The following is a 16381-nucleotide window of genomic DNA, read 5'->3' on the forward strand; positions in this document are numbered from 1 at the left end:
TTTATGACAAAGGTTGGACTGCAGCTTTATACGGTAAGAGATCATTTGGAACGCGATTTTGAAGGTACATTGCGCAAAGTGGCCCAGCTTGGGTATAAAGGCGTGGAGTTTGCCGGATTTTACGGGAGAACTGTGGAACAAGTACAGCAAATCCTGCAGGAAACCGGGCTGGTTGCGGTGGGTGCCCATACGGCTTATGACCGTCTAAAGGCTGCGCTCGAAGAGGAGATCGCTTTTAACAAGGCGATCGGCAACCGTTATATCGTCGTGCCGTATCTGTCGGAGGAAGACCGCAACCGTTGGCCCGAGGTCATTGAGGACTTGAAAAAATTCGGGGAACGCTGCAAACAGGAAGAAATGATTCTCTGTTATCATAATCATGATTTTGAGCTGACCCAGTCGCTGAACGGCAAACCGGTGCTGGATGCGATTTACGAACAGGTGCCCGCCTCCCTGCTGCAGATGGAGCTGGATTCCTGCTGGGTGGCTTTTGCCGGAGCGGATCCGCTGGCATACATCGCTACATATCGCGATCGTCTTCCGCTTGTGCATTGGAAGGACGTTGCCAAGAAACCGGACGGTTCGCCGGAAACGGTTGAGCTGGGCCGGGGAGAAGTCGCCGTTGCCGCGATTGGTGATGCCGCGATCGGTGCAGGTGTCGAATGGCTGATCGTAGAGCAGGATCACTGCGCGGGCGATTCGCTGGAGAGCATTGCCGTAAGTATGGATTGGGTACGCGCTTATGCCGAAAAGGGAGGAAAACTTCATGTCTAAAACATTAAAAGTAGCCATCATCGGATGCGGCGGTATCGCGAACGGAAAACATTTGCCGAGTCTTAAACAGCAGCCTGAAGTGGAACTGGTCGCTTTCTGCGATATCGTGGAGGAGCGTGCGCAAAAAGCGGCTGCCGAATACGGCGGAGAGGGAGCCAAAGTATATACGGATTTCCGGAAATTGCTGGCGGAAAGCGATGCCGAAGTAGTGCACGTCTGCACGCCAAACGATTCGCACGCGGAAATCACCGTCGCTTCGCTGGAGTCGGGCCGTCACGTGATGTGTGAAAAACCGATGGCCAAAACGGCGGAGCAAGCCCGTCAGATGCTGGATGCGGCCAAACGCACGGGGAAAAAGCTGTCGATCGCGTACCAAAACCGTTTCCGCAGCGACAGCCTGTATTTGAAGGAACTGTGCGAAAACGGCGAGCTGGGCGACATCTATCTCGGGAAAGCTCTGGCGCTGCGCCGCCGCGCCGTTCCGACGTGGGGCGTGTTCCTGGACGAGGAAAAGCAAGGCGGGGGACCGTTGATCGACATCGGCACCCATGCGCTTGACTTGACTTTATGGCTGATGGACAATTACGAGCCGAAAAGCGTAACCGGTTCCGTGTTCCATAAACTCGGAAACCGCGAAAATGCGGCGAACGCGTTTGGCCCATGGGATCCCGAGCAATTTAAAGTCGAGGATTCCGCATTTGGTTTCATTACGATGAAAAACGGGGCGACGATCATTCTGGAATCCAGCTGGGCGCTTAATGTCGTCGAGGTCGGAGAAGCGAAAACGCTGCTGTGCGGCACCGAAGGCGGCGCCGATATGACGAACGGCCTGCGCCTGAACGGCGAAAAATTGAGCCGCTTGTACGAAACCAACGTCGATCTCGGATCCGGCGGGGTCGCCTTCTACCAAGGCAAACAGGAAAACGAATCCACCCGTGAAGCCAGTGCCTGGGTTCAGGCGATTTTGGAAGATAAAGAGCCGCTCGTGAAGCCGGAACAGGCGCTTGTGGTCACGGAAATTTTGGAAGCCATCTATAAATCGGCCAAAACCGGCCAAACGGTATATTTTGATTAAGCGAAGAAAGGAGGAGCTAACATGAAATTAGGAGTATTTCTGGTGCTGTTCGGAGGTCTTCCCTTGGAGCAAGCGCTCGATAAAGCGGCTGCTCAAGGACTAAAGGCCGTGGAAATCGGCACCGGCGGACATCCGGGGAACGCCCACTGCAATCCTGACGTGCTGTTAGAAAACAAAACGGCGCGAGACGAGTTCAAAAAGGCGGTGGAATCCCGCGGTCTCATCATCAGCGCGCTGAGCTGCCACGGCAATCCGCTGCATCCGCAAAAAGCGGTCGCCAAAGAGTTCCACGACGCTTTTGTCAAAACCGTCCAATTGGCCGAATTGCTGGAAGTGCCAGCCGTCAACACGTTTTCCGGCTGTCCGGGCGATCATGAGGATGCGAAATACCCGAACTGGCCGGTGGCGCCTTGGCCTAACGACTTCCAGGAGGTTCTGGATTGGCAGTGGAAAAATAAAGTCATTCCGTATTGGACGGAATGGGGCAAATTTGCCGCCGATCACCATGTGAAGATCGGGCTCGAGCTGCACGGCGGATTTTCCGTGCACACGCCGGCGACGTTGCTGCGGCTGCGCGAAGCGGCCGGTGAAGTGATCGGGGCCAACCTCGACCCGAGCCATATGTGGTGGCAGGGAATCGATCCCGTTCAAGCGATTTCGATCCTTGGCAAGGCCGGCGCCATCCACCATTTCCACGCCAAAGATACGACGATCGATCCGGTTAACGTGAACCGTTACGGCATTACGGATATGCAGCCTTACACGAACATGCAGGAGCGGGCTTGGCAGTTCCGCACCGTCGGTTACGGGCACGATCTGAAGACATGGGCCGACATCATCAGCGCGCTGCGGCTGTACGGCTACGATTACGCGGTCAGCATCGAGCACGAAGACGGGCTGATGTCGATCGATGAAGGATTTACCAAGGCCGTACGCAATCTGCAGCAAGTGCTTATGGAGGATTCCGCCGCGGAAATGTGGTGGGTATAACTGACCGTAAACGTAATATACTATATTAGCGGCTGCCGCCAGGGCGGCCGTTTTTGCGGATATGGGGTGATGAATAAGAAGCCCCCCTTACTTTTCGTGTGTAAATATGCTATTATGAAATATACTAACTTACTTAAGGTAAGTTTTATGCATGCAGGCTTGCTATAATAATGAGGTGAATGTTATGGATGAGCATTCGAATGGAATGTGTCCGCGATTTGAATCGGCTTTTTCGTTTTTGGGGAAACGCTGGAACGGTTTGATTATTCAAACCCTGATGAGCGGGCCGAAACGCTTCAAGGATATTTCCAATCAGATTCCTTCCATGAGCGACAAGATGCTATCGGAGAGGATGAAGGATTTGGAATGTGAGGGGATTTTGGTCCGTCATGTTTATCCGGAAACGCCGGTTCGCATCGAATATGAGTTAACCGAAAAAGGGCGGGCGCTTCGTCCGGTGATGGAGCAAGTGCAGACCTGGGCGCATCAGTGGATCAAGTAAGCACATGCCGCTTTCGGGTCGCGAAGGCGGCATGAAAATTTTAGAAAGTAGGTGTACTTGTGGCTGAGGTAATTGTAATCGGGGCAGGGCCGGCTGGAGCCAGCGCGGCGTTATTTTTGGCCAAGGCGGGCAAAGAAACGCTTGTTCTGGACAGCAACGCGAGCATGACGAAGCGGGCCTGGATAGAGAACCATTACGGGGCAAAGGACATTTCCGGACCGGATTTGCTCAAAATCGGACGGGAGCAGGCCGAAAAATTCGGCGCCAAGTTCATTGAAGAAAAAGTGACGCATATCGATGCCAACGGCGGTTCGACAGTAACCGTGAAAACGGAATCCGGCCGCGGCTACGAAGCGTCCCATATCATATTGGCCACCGGCGCGTTGACCGATCTTGCAAACGCTACCGGGCTGGAGTTGAAAGAAGGCCGCGAGCCGAGAATCAAAACCGTCGTCGCTACGGACGGGCAAGGCCGGACCAGCGTTCCGCGGATCTGGGCGGCCGGCACGGTGGCGGGCGTCAGCGTTCATACGATCATTACGGCCGGCGACGGGGCAAAAGTCGCGATCGAGCTGATCAGCGAAATCAACGGCGAACGTTACGTGGATCATGATGTGTTGAAATAAAACAAACTCATACAATATAACTTGATGTATTCAGGCCTCGGCCCTTCCCTTCTCAGGGAAGGGTTCTTTGCGCCTGCCTCGAAATTTGAGAACTTTCTGTTGGTCCGGTATGCTTAAGTTACGGAATATTCCTGGATCGAATAAGGAAAAATGATTAGAGGAAAGGCGGGGCGGCGATGCGCAATAGGTTGAAATGGCTGGCTGGACTAGTGATCATGATGGCGTTCTTCACGGCAGCCTGCGCCGATGGCGGCACGATCGACAAACCGGATTCTTCGGAAGAGCTGCAAAGCGAGGATGGGGATGCCCATGACATCACCTTAACAATTGACGGGGGCACGTTTATCCCCGATGTGAAGCGAAAATTGCATTTTGATTATACGGAAGGGATCACCGTTCTTCAAGCGCTTGAAAGCAGCGGAATCATAGAGCTGGCGGGGGATAGGAGCAAAATTCAATCCGTGGGCGCAGTGTCGCTTGATTCGACGCTGGAGTGGGGAGTCCGCTTGAATGACAAGGAGCTGCCGTCCGGCGATTGGATCAAACTGCTCAAGGCGGGGGACAACATCCTGGTTTACGTTAAAACCGTAGGCAGCGATGCGGTCAGTTCCAATGGAGCTTCGCTGCTGCTGACCGTGAACGGGGGAAGTCAAAATCCGCAGCCCAAACGCTATTTTGTCCATCAATACAATGAAAACACGACCGTGAGGGACTTGCTCAAGCGGAGCGGGCTCGTGGAGCTGAACAAAACCGGGCAATATATCGTCTCCGTTAACGGATACCGTCCGGATGAAACGGAAGCATGGGTGCTGAAGGTAAATCAAAAGAAATTGCTGGCCACCGGCCTCGACATGAGGTTAAAACCCCAGGACAATGTGGAAATCACTTTGGTGCGAAAATAAGTTTCGGACCGAAAAAAATAAATCCGCAGTTCTCTTAGATAAGAGGCTGCGGATTTTTCAATAGGGATGCAAAAAAAAATGTGACAATTACATGTGATAGATTTCACATTTAATGTGAATGTAATCACAAACTATTCTTAATTTTAAATGTATACTTTCGGCATAAAGGATTTACAGGAGATTAACTAAGAATCGGAACAGTCTTATTCTGAAAGGGGCATGGATGATGATGGCTACAGCGAAAGAGAAATTGGTCGTGATCGGTAACGGAATGGCGGGGATCAGCACCGTTGAGCAAATATTGAAATTAACCTCCAAATTCGAAATTACGGTGTTCGGAAGCGAGCCGCATCCCAACTACAACCGGATCATGCTTTCCTATGTGCTTGAAGGCAGCAAAACGATAGATGATATTATCCTGAACGATTTGAACTGGTACCGTGACAATGGCATTACGCTGCATACCGGAACGGCGGTTGCCCGGATCGACAAGGAGACGAAGCAGGTTGTCACCGAAGACGGTGAGCGCGTGCCTTACGATAAGGTGCTGATCGCTACCGGATCGACCTCGTTTATTTTGCCGATTCCCGGCAGCGATAAGGAAGGGGTGGTTGGCTTCCGCGACATTTCCGACTGCGAACAAATGATCCAGGCGGCCAAGTCGTACCGCAAAGCGGCGGTTATCGGCGGAGGGCTGCTCGGGCTGGAGGCGGCCAAAGGACTCGTTCAGCTCGGCATGGACGTAACGGTCGTGCATTTAATGGAAGATTTGATGGAACGCCAGCTGGATCATCAGGCGGCGGGGATGCTGAAAGCGGAACTGGAGCGCCAGGGCATCAAATTTAAAATGGGCGCGCAGACGACCGAGCTGCTTGGCGATTCGCGGGTAAGCGGGCTGCGGTTCGCCGACGGCACGGAGCTGGAAGCGGAATTCGTCGTTATGGCCGTCGGCATCAAACCGAACGTTGCGGTAGCCAAAGCGAGCGGCCTCGAAGTGAACCGTGGGATCGTCGTGAACGATTATCTGCAGACATCGCTGGAAGGCGTGTATTCCGTCGGCGAGTGCACGGAGCACCGCGGCACCTGTTACGGCCTCGTCGCTCCGCTGTTTGAGCAGGGCATGGTTCTGGCGAAGCATATCAGCGGCGTGGAAACAGCGCCTTACACCGGTTCGGTCGTTTCGACCAAACTCAAAATATCCGGGGTTGACGTGTTTTCGACCGGGGAATTTATCGATGGTCCGGAACATACGGTGATCAGCAGCAAAGACGAGTGGAAACGGACCTACAAAAAAATTCTGCTGAAGGACGACGTTTTTGTAGGCGCGGTGCTGTTTGGCGACATTAACGATTCGGCCGAGCTGCAGAAGCTGATCAAGCAGAAGGCGGAGATGACGGACGAATTGTACGCCTCGCTGATGGGCACGGGCTGCTGCGGCGGCGGTGGCCAAAAGAAAGCTTCGGTCGAAACGATGGCGGACGACGAAATTGTCTGCGGCTGCAACGGGGTGACCAAAGGGACGATCGTTGACGTGATCACCAACCAGGGATTAACGACCGTCGACGAGATCAAAGCCTGCACGGGGGCGACCCGGTCTTGCGGAGGCTGCAAGCCGGTGGTTGAGCAAATATTGCAATACGTGCTGGGAGACGGATTTGAGTCGGCGGCGAAACAGGGCATATGCAGCTGCACGACGCTGAGCCGTGATGAAATCGTGGCTGAGATCAAGGCGAAAGGGCTGCAGACGACCAAAGAAGTGATGAACGTGCTTGGCTGGAGCCAGCCGGAGGGCTGCTCGAAATGCCGCCCGGCCATCAACTATTATCTCGGCATGTTGTACCCGGACACGCACGAGGACGAAAAGGAATCGCGTTTCGTGAACGAACGGATGAGCGCCAACATTCAGAAGGATGGGACTTACACTGTTGTACCGCGGATGTACGGCGGCGTGACGACGCCGGAGGACCTGAAGAAAATCGCCGACGTATCGCTGAAATACGATGTGAAGGTCGTAAAGGTTACCGGCGGCCAGCGGCTGGACTTGATCGGTGTGAAAAAGGAAGACTTGCCGAAAGTGTGGGCCGAGCTCGACATGCCGTCGGGATACGCCTACGCCAAATCGCTCCGCACGGTGAAAACCTGCGTCGGCTCGCAGTTTTGCCGGTTCGGCACACAGGATTCGATGGGTATGGGCGCGCAGCTCGAACGCAAATTCGAACGGCTTGATTTTCCGGCTAAATTCAAAATGGCGGTGAACGGCTGCCCGCGCAACTGCGCCGAATCGTGCACGAAGGATATCGGGATCGTCGGCAACGACGGCGGATGGGAAATCTTTATCGGCGGTAACGGAGGGATCAAGGCCCGGCTTGCGGATTCGCTGTGTAAGGTGAAGACCGATGAGGAGCTGATCGAGCTGTGCGCAGCCATTATCCAGCATTACCGCGAAACCGGCAACTACCTGGAAAGAACGTCGGAGTGGGTTGAACGGATGGGGCTGGACAATATCCGCGCGGCGGTAGTGGACGATGCGGAAAATCGTAAAGCTTTGGTAGAACGCGTTGAGTTTGCCTTGAAGCAGGTTTCGGACCCGTGGAAAAAGATGCTAAACGACAACGAAACGCGCGGCAAGCTGTTCCACAGCCTGGAAATGAGCGAACAGATGAACTAAACCGGACGGATGACAGGAAAGGGGAAGAGGAGCATGAACAAGGACATGAGTAAAGAGACATTTTTCCCGGTGGGGCCCGTGGAGCAGTTTCTGCCCCAGATCGGGCGCGTGGTGGAAGCAGGAGGCCATGAATTGGCGGTGTTCCGTTTATCTGACGGGCGCATCTTCGCCGCCCTGAATCAAAATCCTCATCCGAAAGGCGGGCCGCTGGCCGAAGGAATCGTATCCGGGCATTACCTTTACGACCCGCTCTACGATTGGAAAATCGATCTGACGACCGGCCTGGTCCAGGCCCCGGACAGCGGACAAGTGCCGATGTTCCCGGTCAAGGTGGAGGGCGGACAGGTGTCGATCGCCGTCAGCGCCTTGCAGCAAGTATAGGCCCTGCAAGATCGTAAGCGCGGTGACCCTGCTCTCAGGAATCGCCGCGCTTGCTTTCAATGGAGGACACGCATAAGGGGAGGAAACGGCAATGTATACGCCAAATGTGGAAGCCATTGTGGAAACGGCAGTCAAGAAAAAGGAAAAAATGAATGAAAGCTTGCCGAAGTATATCGTTTCGGCCATGCTGGCCGGCGCTTACGTCGGGCTCGGCATTATTCTCATCTTCAGCATCGGTGCGCCGCTGGCCGCGGCGAAATCGCCATACCAGACGATGCTGATGGGGATGTCCTTCGGACTTGCCCTGACGCTGGTCGTTTTTGCCGGTTCGGAGCTGTTTACCGGGAACAATATGTTTTTTGCGGCAAGCACGCTGGCGAGGCGGACAACGGTAGGCGATACGGCGAAAAACTGGACGGTCGTGTTTCTCGGCAACCTGGCGGGGGCGGTTGTGCTTTGTTTGCTGATCGTCGGCAGCGGGCTGTTCAAAACGGCGGCGCCGGAGCATCTTATTTTTGCCTCTGCCGCGAAGAAGATGGGCGCTCCGGTCACCGAACTGTTTTTCCGCGGCATTCTGTGTAACTGGCTCGTTTGCCTTGCGTTATGGATGGCGAACCGCGCCAAGGAAGATATCGCCAAGCTGGTGTTGATCTGGTGGTGTCTATACGCCTTTATCGCCAGCGGGTACGAGCATAGCGTGGCAAATATGACGCTGCTCAGTTTGTCGCTGCTACTGCCAAACCACCCTGACACGATTACGCTCGCTGGCTGGTTTCACAATATGATCCCGGTGACGCTGGGCAATATTATCGGCGGCGCGGTATTTGTGGGCATGGCGTATTGGTTCATATCCCCGGTGCGCAAGAAGGCGAAACCAACGAAAGATGGAAAAGCAGCATAAACCGGCTCATCCCGAGCCGGTTTTTTTTTGACGTATCAGAAAGTATAAAATTCCGAGGAAGGAGAAGAGGAATCAGGGGGCTAAGGGACACCAGAGCCGTTATTTGAGGAAAAAACGAAGGTTTGCAAAATGTAAAGGACACAGATGACGTTATTTACCTCAAATCGTCCTGGATGAACGGGTTTAGAGCGAAATAGGGCCGCCTGTGTCCGTTAGGCTGGGAAATACCCGGGAAATAGGCGGATAAGGTCGCTGTTGTCCGTTAGAGTAACGTCCAAAGTAGAAGTCAGAGCCATTAAAGGACGCCGTTAGGCGTTTTTCTTACGTTTTCGTCCAGAACGCGGCCAGACAAAAAAAGCGTCCCGTAAATCGGGACGGCTTTACATATAAAGACAGGCACATATAGCCAGGCACACGGCGGGTCAGATCCGGCAAATTTCGTTCGGGCACAGCTCGCAATGGCAAATATCTTGCAGCATGACCATATCTTTGATGACGATCATGCCGTTCTCGTATTCGAGTGCATCCTTTTTGCGCAGGTCGCTGAGCATCCGGTTGACGCTTTCGCGCGTAGCTCCGATCATGTTGGACAAGTCGGTGTGGGTGATTTTTTTGTTGATCAGAATCGTGTCCCCATGCTGTTCCCCGTATGTGTTGCTGAGGCGGATCAGCGTCGAGCAAAGAGCGCCCGGCTTACCGTACATCATTAAATCGCGGAATTTCGTCTGCGTCAGGCGATGGTGGATGCCCATCCATTTCATGAAGTCGATCGCAAAATCGCAGTGCTGGCATATCATGATTTCAAGATCTTTTTGATCGATCACGCCGATTTCGCAGTCTTCGATCACCTCGGCCGTGAAGCTGTGCTTGGTGCTGAAGAACGGATCAGCCTGGCCAACCATGTCGCCGCGTCCGTACATATACAAAATGAGTTCTTTGCCTTCGTCGGTCGATTTGGTTAGCTTGACGCGTCCGCGTTTGATGTAAAACAGTTTATCGGAAAAATCACCTTCCCAGAACAAATGCGTCCCCTCGGGATATGCTTTATCTTTCATTGTGACGAGAAGGCGGTTGAAGTTTTGTTCTGTAAAACAGCTCGTGTTACCGCGGGGCAGGGTGGCGTTTACGATTTCACTCATCTTGGATTTCCCCTTTATATTTCTGATTTTTATGAAATTTTTAATTAATTATATAACGATTATTGCAAAATTTGGGGGCTTGAAAGAGCGAAAAAGTGTCGAAATTCTAACATTGTGACTAAATTCACGAAATTTGCATCATAAGCGAAAATATTTCAGAACTTTTTATACTTTGTGAAAAAATTCACTATACAAAATCGCATCCCTATGCTATGATCAAAACATAAAAAGAAAAAACACATCTTTTAAGGATGAACTTGCAAGTGAAAAATTTCACGAACTTGTTGATAACCGTCTTAACTGCAGGTTGATCCTTACCAAACTCAGGAGGATGAGAGAAATGGCCGTAAAAAATGAAGCGACGACGAAAGCCCAGCCCACTCCGGAAGCTTACATCCAAACTTTGATCGACAAAGCGAAAAAAGCTTCCGAGGCGTTCATGAGCATGACGCAGGAGCAGATTGACGGCATTGTGCAGGCGATGGCCCTGGCGGGTCTTGACAAACACATGCATCTCGCGAAGATGGCGGTGGAGGAGACCGGGCGCGGGGTGTACGAAGACAAAATCATTAAAAACATGTTCGCTACGGAGTACATTTACCACAACATCAAATACGACAAAACGGTAGGCGTCATTGAGGACAACGATTTTGACAGCTTCCAGAAAATCGCCGAGCCAGTCGGGATCATCATGGGGATTACGCCGGTGACGAACCCTACGTCGACCACGATTTTCAAGTCGCTGATTGCGATAAAAACCCGCAACCCGATCATCTTCGGCTTCCATCCATCCGCTCAAAAATGCAGCGCGGAAGCCGCTGAAATATTGCTGGAGGCTGCGGTGAAACACGGGGCCCCCGCCGACTGCATCCAATGGATCGAAAATCCGTCGATGGACCGCACGAACGCTTTGATGAACCATCCGGACGTAGCCTGCATCCTCGCTACCGGCGGTTCCGCGATGGTAAAAGCGGCGTACAGCTGCGGCAAACCGGCCCTTGGCGTCGGCCCCGGCAACGTACCTTGCTTCATTGAGAAGAGCGCGAATCTCGATCAAGCCGTCAACGATCTGATTCTTTCCAAAACGTTTGACAACGGCATGATTTGCGCTTCCGAACAAGCGGTCATTATTGAGGAACCCGTATTCGACCAAGTGAAAAAGAAAATGATCGCCAACGGTTGCTATTTCGTAAACAAAGATGAAGCGGCAAAACTGACGGCAGGCGCGATCATCGCCGATAAATGCGCGGTGAACCCGGCGATCGTTGGACAGCCGGCAACGAAGATCGCGGAAATGTGCGGTATCGACGTGCCGGCCGGAACGAAAATCCTCGTCGCCGAAATTGAAGGCGTCGGTCCGAAATTCCCGCTTTCCGCGGAGAAGCTTAGCCCGGTGCTCGCTTGCTATAAAGTGAAAAACGCCGAGCAAGGCATCGAACGCGCGTTGGAAGTCGTGGAGTTCGGCGGTATGGGCCACTCTTCGGTCATTCATTCGAACAACCAGGAAATCATCCAGAAATTCTCCGACCGGATGCCGACCTGCCGGATTTTGGTGAACCAGCCTTCCTCGCAAGGCGGCATCGGCGACATTTACAACTCGAACCTGCCTTCGCTGACGCTCGGCTGCGGGTCCTACGGGCGCAACTCGACATCGTCGAACGTTACGGCCGTCAATCTGATCAACGTGAAAAGGGTGAACCGTCGTACCGTGAATATGCAGTGGTTTAAAGTGCCAAGCAAAATTTATTTTGAGAAAAACTCGACGCAATATTTGGCCAAAATGCCGGACATCTCCCGCGTAATGATCGTTACTGACCCGATGATGGTGAAGCTGGGTTACGTGGAAAGAGTCGAGCATTACCTCCGTCAACGCCAAACGCCGGTAGCGATCGAAGTGTTTTCGGATGTCGAACCGGACCCGTCGACAACGACGGTGGAACACGGTAAGGAGATGATGGCGAAGTTCCAACCGGACTGCATTATCGCTCTCGGCGGCGGGTCGGCGATGGATGCGGCGAAAGGGATGTGGCTGTTCTATGAATATCCGGATGAAGATTTCTTTAACCTGAAGCAAAAATTCATGGATATCCGCAAACGCCTTTACAAGTATCCGCGACTCGGACAAAAAGCGAAATTCGTGGCCATTCCGACGACCTCGGGAACGGGCTCGGAAGTAACGTCGTTTGCCGTCATCACGGACAAAATCAAAGGCAATACGAAGTATCCTTTGGCCGATTACGAACTGACGCCGGACGTGGCGATCATCGACCCGGTATTCGTGTACAGCCTGCCGAAAACCGCGGTGGCCGACACGGGGATGGACGTTCTGACGCATGCGATCGAGGCTTACGTATCCGTAATGGCCAACGACTACACGGACGGACTATGCATTAAAGCGATCCAGCTCGTCTTCCAGTACCTTGAAAAATCGGCGCTGACCGGCGACGAACTGGCCCGCGAAAAAATGCACAACGCTTCGACGATCGCGGGGATGGCGTTCTCCAATGCATTCCTTGGCATCAACCATAGCTTAGCCCATAAATGGGGCGGCGAATTCCATACGGCGCATGGCCGGACCAATGCGATCCTGATGCCGCACGTCATCCGCTACAACGCCAAGAAGCCGACGAAGTTTGCCGCATGGCCGAAATACACGCACTTCACAGCCGACGAACGTTACGCGGAAATCGCCCGCATCCTGGGCTTGCCGGCGCGGACGACGGAAGAAGGCGTGAAGAGCCTGATCAATGCGATTCGCGACCTGAACAGAAAGCTCGGTATTCCGGAAACATTCCAGGATCTCGGTTTCGACCCGAAAGTATTCGAATCGCGCGTAGATTATTTGGCCGACCGCGCGTTCGAAGACCAATGCACGACCGCCAATCCGAAGCTGCCGCTGGTGACGGAGCTGGCGGAAGTCTACCGCGACGCTTTCTACGGAAGATTTGAAAATTAAGTGAACAAAGGCCTTTGAAAACGTGAGAAATATCACTATGTGTGATATTTCTCACAATCTTATTCGGCAAGTTAAGCTATGATTACAGTATAAATGATCCCTCAAAGTTTTATGACGGATGAACCCGGGAAAAGCAACGGGACTCATCGAAGCCTCTTATCAGGTTCATTTAACGCAATTAATGTGAAATTCGTCACGTATTTTATGTGAAAAATATCACAAATTTTAAGGGATCATGAGGCGCGGTACATATCCTTCGAACCGCGACCAAAACATAAATGGAGGGAATAAAGATGTCGGTGATCGAAAAAGAAGTACAAACCGTGGACAATGCTTGGAGAGGATTCAAACCGGGCAAATGGATGAAAGAAGTGAACACCCGCGATTTCATCCAAACCAACATCAAACCTTATGAAGGCGACGAGTCCTTCTTGGCAGGCGCGACGGCCAACACGAAAGCTTTGTGGGAAATCGTGTCGCAGCTGTCCAAGCAAGAACGGGAAGCCGGCGGGGTGCTGGATGTGGACGTCAACACGCCATCCACGATTACTTCCCACGCTGCGGGGTATTTGGATAAGGACAAGGAACAAATCGTAGGCGTACAGGGCTCGGCCCCTTTCCAACGCACGATTCGCCCGTTCGGCGGGATCAACATGGTTGTCAACTCCTGTAAGGCTTACGGCTATGAGCTGCCGCAGGAAATTATCGACTTGTTTACGCATATTCGCAAAACGCACAACCAAGGCGTTTTTGATGCTTATACATCGGAAATGAGAGCGGCTCGTAAAGCCGGCATTATTACCGGGCTTCCCGACGCTTACGGCCGCGGCCGGATCATCGGCGACTATCGCCGGGTGGCGCTGTACGGCGTGGATTTCCTGATCAAGCAAAAACAACAGGAACTGAAAGCTCTCGAAGTGGATGTCATCGACGAGGATGTGATTCGCCTTCGCGAAGAACTGTCCGAACAAATTCGCGCACTCGGCGAACTGAAACAGATGGGAGAAATGTACGGATTCGACATTTCCAGACCGGCAAACAACGCAAAAGAAGCTTTCCAATGGCTCTATTTCGGTTATCTGGCAGCCGTTAAGGAACAGGACGGCGCCGCAATGTCCCTTGGACGCGTATCCTCCTTCCTGGACGCTTATATCGAACGCGACCTGGCCGAAGGAACGCTGACCGAAGAAACCGCGCAAGAACTGGCCGACCATTTCGTCATGAAGCTGCGGATCGTGAAATTCCTGAGAACTCCGGACTACAACGAACTGTTCAGCGGCGACCCGACTTGGGTAACGGAATCGCTTGGCGGCATGTCGGTGAACGGCAAAACGCTCGTTACGAAAAACAGTTTCCGCTTCCTGCACACGCTGTACAATCTCGGCCCGGCTCCGGAACCAAACCTGACAGTGCTTTGGTCGGAACAATTGCCTGACGCGTTCAAGAAATATTGCGCCAAAGTATCGATCGAGACCAGCTCGATCCAATACGAAAACGACGACTTGATGCGTCCGATCTATGGCGACGATTACGGTATTGCCTGCTGCGTGTCCGCGATGGAAATCGGTAAACAAATGCAGTTCTTTGGCGCTCGCGCCAACCTGGCAAAAGTGTTGCTGTACGCCATCAACGGTGGTAAAGACGAAAAATCCGGCGCCCAAGTCGGTCCGGAATATCCGGCGATCACGTCCGAATATCTCGATTATAATGAAGTCAAAAAACGTCTGATTCCGATGATGGAATGGCTGGCTAAGCTGTACGTCAACGCGCTGAACGTCATCCACTACATGCACGATAAATATTGCTACGAACGGATCGAAATGGCGCTGCACGATCGCGACATTCTCCGGACGATGGCTTGCGGTATCGCCGGCTTGTCCGTAGCGACCGACTCGCTGAGCGCGATCAAATACGCCAAAGTTAAACCGATCCGCAACGAAAACGGCATCGCCGTTGACTTTGAAATCGAAGGCGAATTCCCTTGCTACGGCAACAACGACGACAGCGTCGACCAAATTGCGGTTGAACTCGTGGAAACGTTCATGGGCATGATCCGCAAACACAAAACTTACCGCAACTCGCTGCCGACGCAATCGATCCTGACGATTACCTCGAACGTTGTATACGGTAAGAAAACGGGGACTACGCCGGACGGACGCAAAGCGGGTGAACCGTTTGCGCCGGGCGCAAACCCGATGCACGGCCGCGATAAGAAAGGCGCGCTGGCTTCCTTGAGCTCCGTAGCCAAACTGCCGTACGAACATAGCTTGGACGGCATTTCCAACACGTTCTCGATTGTGCCTAAGGCGTTGGGTAAAGAACTCGACACCCGCAAATCGAACCTTGTGTCGATGATGGACGGCTATTTTGGCAGCAAAGCTCATCACTTGAACGTCAACGTGTTCGATCGCGAAACGCTGCTGGATGCGATGGATCATCCAGAAAATTATCCGCAGCTGACGATCCGCGTATCTGGTTATGCGGTGAACTTCATCAAGCTGACCCGCGAACAACAACTGGATGTTATCAACCGGACATTCCACGGCAAAATGTAATCTCACAATCTGCATACAGGCAGCTGATTTCAGGTTGAACCTCAGGTTCAACCTGTCACAGAAAGGGTGACGAAAATGCTAAAAGGTCGCATACATTCATTAGAAACTTTCGGAACGGTCGATGGCCCGGGTATTCGCTTCGTGCTCTTCATGCAAGGCTGCCTGCTGCAGTGCCAGTACTGCCATAATCCGGACACCTGGAACTTGTCGGGGGGGAAAGAAATGACGGTCGAGGAAGTGCTCGCCGAAATCGAACCCTACTTGAACTACTACCGCCCATCCGGCGGAGGGCTCACGGTCTCGGGCGGGGAAGCGACGCTGCAAGCCCCGTTCGTCACCGAGCTGTTCCGGGAAGCGAAGAAACGCTGGAACCTCCATACTACATTGGATACGAACGGGTATAATGAAGGGGACAAAATCCGCGACCTGCTGGATGTGACCGATCTCGTGCTGCTTGATCTAAAGCATATCGACAATGAAAAGCACATCAAGCTGACCGGCAAACCAAACGACCGGATGCTGAACATGGCCCGCTGGTTGTCCGATCAGGGACGGAGCATGTGGATCCGCCATGTATTCGTTCCCGGCATCCATGACGACGAACAGGATTTGCGGGATCTGGGGCGGTTTATCGGCAGCTTGCAGGGCGTTGAGAAGTTCGAGATTCTCCCGTACCACCAAATGGGGATCTATAAATGGCAGGAGCTTGGTTGGGATTATCCACTCGAAGGCGTCCCATCGCCAACGGAGGAACAGATCGAGCGGGCGTACCGGATCATTCATGAGGGAGAACGGGAAGCAGCTGAGAAAAGACAGGTTCATGTCAATTAACATGACGTAAAAATTAATAGTTTTGACCATAACGGTTAAATCAGACATGTACATGTCAGGTTTAACCGTTTTCATTTTGTC

13 protein-coding genes are annotated in these 16381 nt (G+C 52.8%); 12 read left to right on the plus strand and 1 reads right to left on the minus strand.

The features are described 5' to 3' along the window. The first annotated feature begins 3 nt into the window (after positions 1 to 3). From ACLD72_RS20070 to ACLD72_RS20110, 9 genes are all read left to right on the plus strand, one after another. Positions 4 to 774 carry a sugar phosphate isomerase/epimerase family protein gene (locus ACLD72_RS20070; RefSeq protein WP_410997691.1) on the plus strand — a complete coding sequence of 257 codons (771 nt, stop codon included), beginning with the start codon at positions 4 to 6 and terminating at the stop codon, positions 772 to 774. After that, positions 767 to 1849 carry a Gfo/Idh/MocA family protein gene (locus ACLD72_RS20075; protein ID WP_410997857.1) on the plus strand — a complete coding sequence of 361 codons (1083 nt, stop codon included), beginning with the start codon at positions 767 to 769 and terminating at the stop codon, positions 1847 to 1849. Before ACLD72_RS20070 ends, ACLD72_RS20075 begins: the two co-directional genes overlap by 8 nt. 21 nt (positions 1850 to 1870) lie before the next feature. Further along, positions 1871 to 2839, plus strand: coding sequence for a sugar phosphate isomerase/epimerase family protein (locus ACLD72_RS20080; RefSeq protein ID WP_410997693.1), 969 nt, complete (start codon positions 1871 to 1873; stop codon positions 2837 to 2839). A 184-nt stretch (positions 2840 to 3023) separates the two neighbouring features. Next, entirely contained in the window at positions 3024 to 3341 is a 318-nt protein-coding gene (locus ACLD72_RS20085; protein ID WP_128634290.1) for a winged helix-turn-helix transcriptional regulator, read from the plus strand. A 59-nt stretch (positions 3342 to 3400) separates the two neighbouring features. Continuing rightward, positions 3401 to 3967, plus strand: a complete 567-nt coding sequence (locus ACLD72_RS20090) for an FAD-dependent oxidoreductase (RefSeq protein ID WP_410997706.1) — start codon at positions 3401 to 3403, stop codon at positions 3965 to 3967. 176 nt (positions 3968 to 4143) lie between these two features. Beyond that, positions 4144 to 4869, plus strand: a complete 726-nt coding sequence (locus ACLD72_RS20095) for a DUF4430 domain-containing protein (protein ID WP_410997708.1) — start codon at positions 4144 to 4146, stop codon at positions 4867 to 4869. Positions 4870 to 5098: 229 nt separating this feature from the next. Next, positions 5099 to 7537: a nitrite reductase large subunit NirB gene (gene nirB, locus ACLD72_RS20100; RefSeq protein WP_410997859.1), complete on the plus strand. Its 2439-nt coding sequence runs from the start codon at positions 5099 to 5101 to the stop codon at positions 7535 to 7537. Positions 7538 to 7570: 33 nt separating this feature from the next. Next, entirely contained in the window at positions 7571 to 7918 is a 348-nt protein-coding gene (gene nirD, locus ACLD72_RS20105; protein WP_410997710.1) for a nitrite reductase small subunit NirD, read from the plus strand. Between the two features lie 91 nt (positions 7919 to 8009). Then, complete coding sequence (locus tag ACLD72_RS20110) at positions 8010 to 8819, plus strand: formate/nitrite transporter family protein (protein WP_410997712.1); 810 nt, start codon at positions 8010 to 8012, stop codon at positions 8817 to 8819. A 422-nt stretch (positions 8820 to 9241) separates the two neighbouring features. Here ACLD72_RS20110 and ACLD72_RS20115 read toward each other — a convergent pair whose 3' ends face one another. Next, the gene (locus ACLD72_RS20115) at positions 9242 to 9958 is read right to left on the minus strand and encodes a Crp/Fnr family transcriptional regulator (RefSeq protein ID WP_036621673.1); all 717 of its coding nucleotides are present in this window, start codon (positions 9956 to 9958) and stop codon (positions 9242 to 9244) included. Positions 9959 to 10298: 340 nt separating this feature from the next. Between ACLD72_RS20115 and adhE the strand changes: the two genes are divergently transcribed. The 3 genes from adhE to pflA all read left to right on the plus strand — a co-directional run bounded on the left by adhE (position 10299) and on the right by pflA (position 16300). Continuing rightward, positions 10299 to 12914 (plus strand): bifunctional acetaldehyde-CoA/alcohol dehydrogenase, encoded by a 2616-nt coding sequence (gene adhE, locus ACLD72_RS20120; RefSeq protein WP_410997714.1) that lies wholly within the window; start codon positions 10299 to 10301, stop codon positions 12912 to 12914. Between the two features lie 293 nt (positions 12915 to 13207). Beyond that, positions 13208 to 15469: a formate C-acetyltransferase gene (pflB, locus tag ACLD72_RS20125; RefSeq protein ID WP_251586685.1), complete on the plus strand. Its 2262-nt coding sequence runs from the start codon at positions 13208 to 13210 to the stop codon at positions 15467 to 15469. A 75-nt stretch (positions 15470 to 15544) separates the two neighbouring features. Then, entirely contained in the window at positions 15545 to 16300 is a 756-nt protein-coding gene (gene pflA, locus ACLD72_RS20130; RefSeq protein ID WP_410997716.1) for a pyruvate formate-lyase-activating protein, read from the plus strand. The last annotated feature ends 81 nt before the right edge of the window (positions 16301 to 16381 follow it).

It is taken from the genome of Paenibacillus lacisediminis, from assembly GCF_046567315.2.

Coding starts and splice junctions, on each gene's coding strand:
- ACLD72_RS20070 (WP_410997691.1), top strand. CDS start 4: ATGACAAAGGTTGGACTGCAGCTTTATACGGTAAGAGATCATTTGGAA.
- adhE (WP_410997714.1), top strand. CDS start 10,299: ATGGCCGTAAAAAATGAAGCGACGACGAAAGCCCAGCCCACTCCGGAA.
- nirD (WP_410997710.1), top strand. CDS start 7,571: ATGAACAAGGACATGAGTAAAGAGACATTTTTCCCGGTGGGGCCCGTG.
- pflB (WP_251586685.1), top strand. CDS start 13,208: ATGTCGGTGATCGAAAAAGAAGTACAAACCGTGGACAATGCTTGGAGA.
- ACLD72_RS20080 (WP_410997693.1), top strand. CDS start 1,871: ATGAAATTAGGAGTATTTCTGGTGCTGTTCGGAGGTCTTCCCTTGGAG.
- ACLD72_RS20085 (WP_128634290.1), top strand. CDS start 3,024: ATGGATGAGCATTCGAATGGAATGTGTCCGCGATTTGAATCGGCTTTT.
- nirB (WP_410997859.1), top strand. CDS start 5,099: ATGGCTACAGCGAAAGAGAAATTGGTCGTGATCGGTAACGGAATGGCG.
- ACLD72_RS20110 (WP_410997712.1), top strand. CDS start 8,010: ATGTATACGCCAAATGTGGAAGCCATTGTGGAAACGGCAGTCAAGAAA.
- ACLD72_RS20095 (WP_410997708.1), top strand. CDS start 4,144: ATGCGCAATAGGTTGAAATGGCTGGCTGGACTAGTGATCATGATGGCG.
- ACLD72_RS20115 (WP_036621673.1), bottom strand. CDS start 9,958: ATGAGTGAAATCGTAAACGCCACCCTGCCCCGCGGTAACACGAGCTGT.
- pflA (WP_410997716.1), top strand. CDS start 15,545: ATGCTAAAAGGTCGCATACATTCATTAGAAACTTTCGGAACGGTCGAT.
- ACLD72_RS20075 (WP_410997857.1), top strand. CDS start 767: ATGTCTAAAACATTAAAAGTAGCCATCATCGGATGCGGCGGTATCGCG.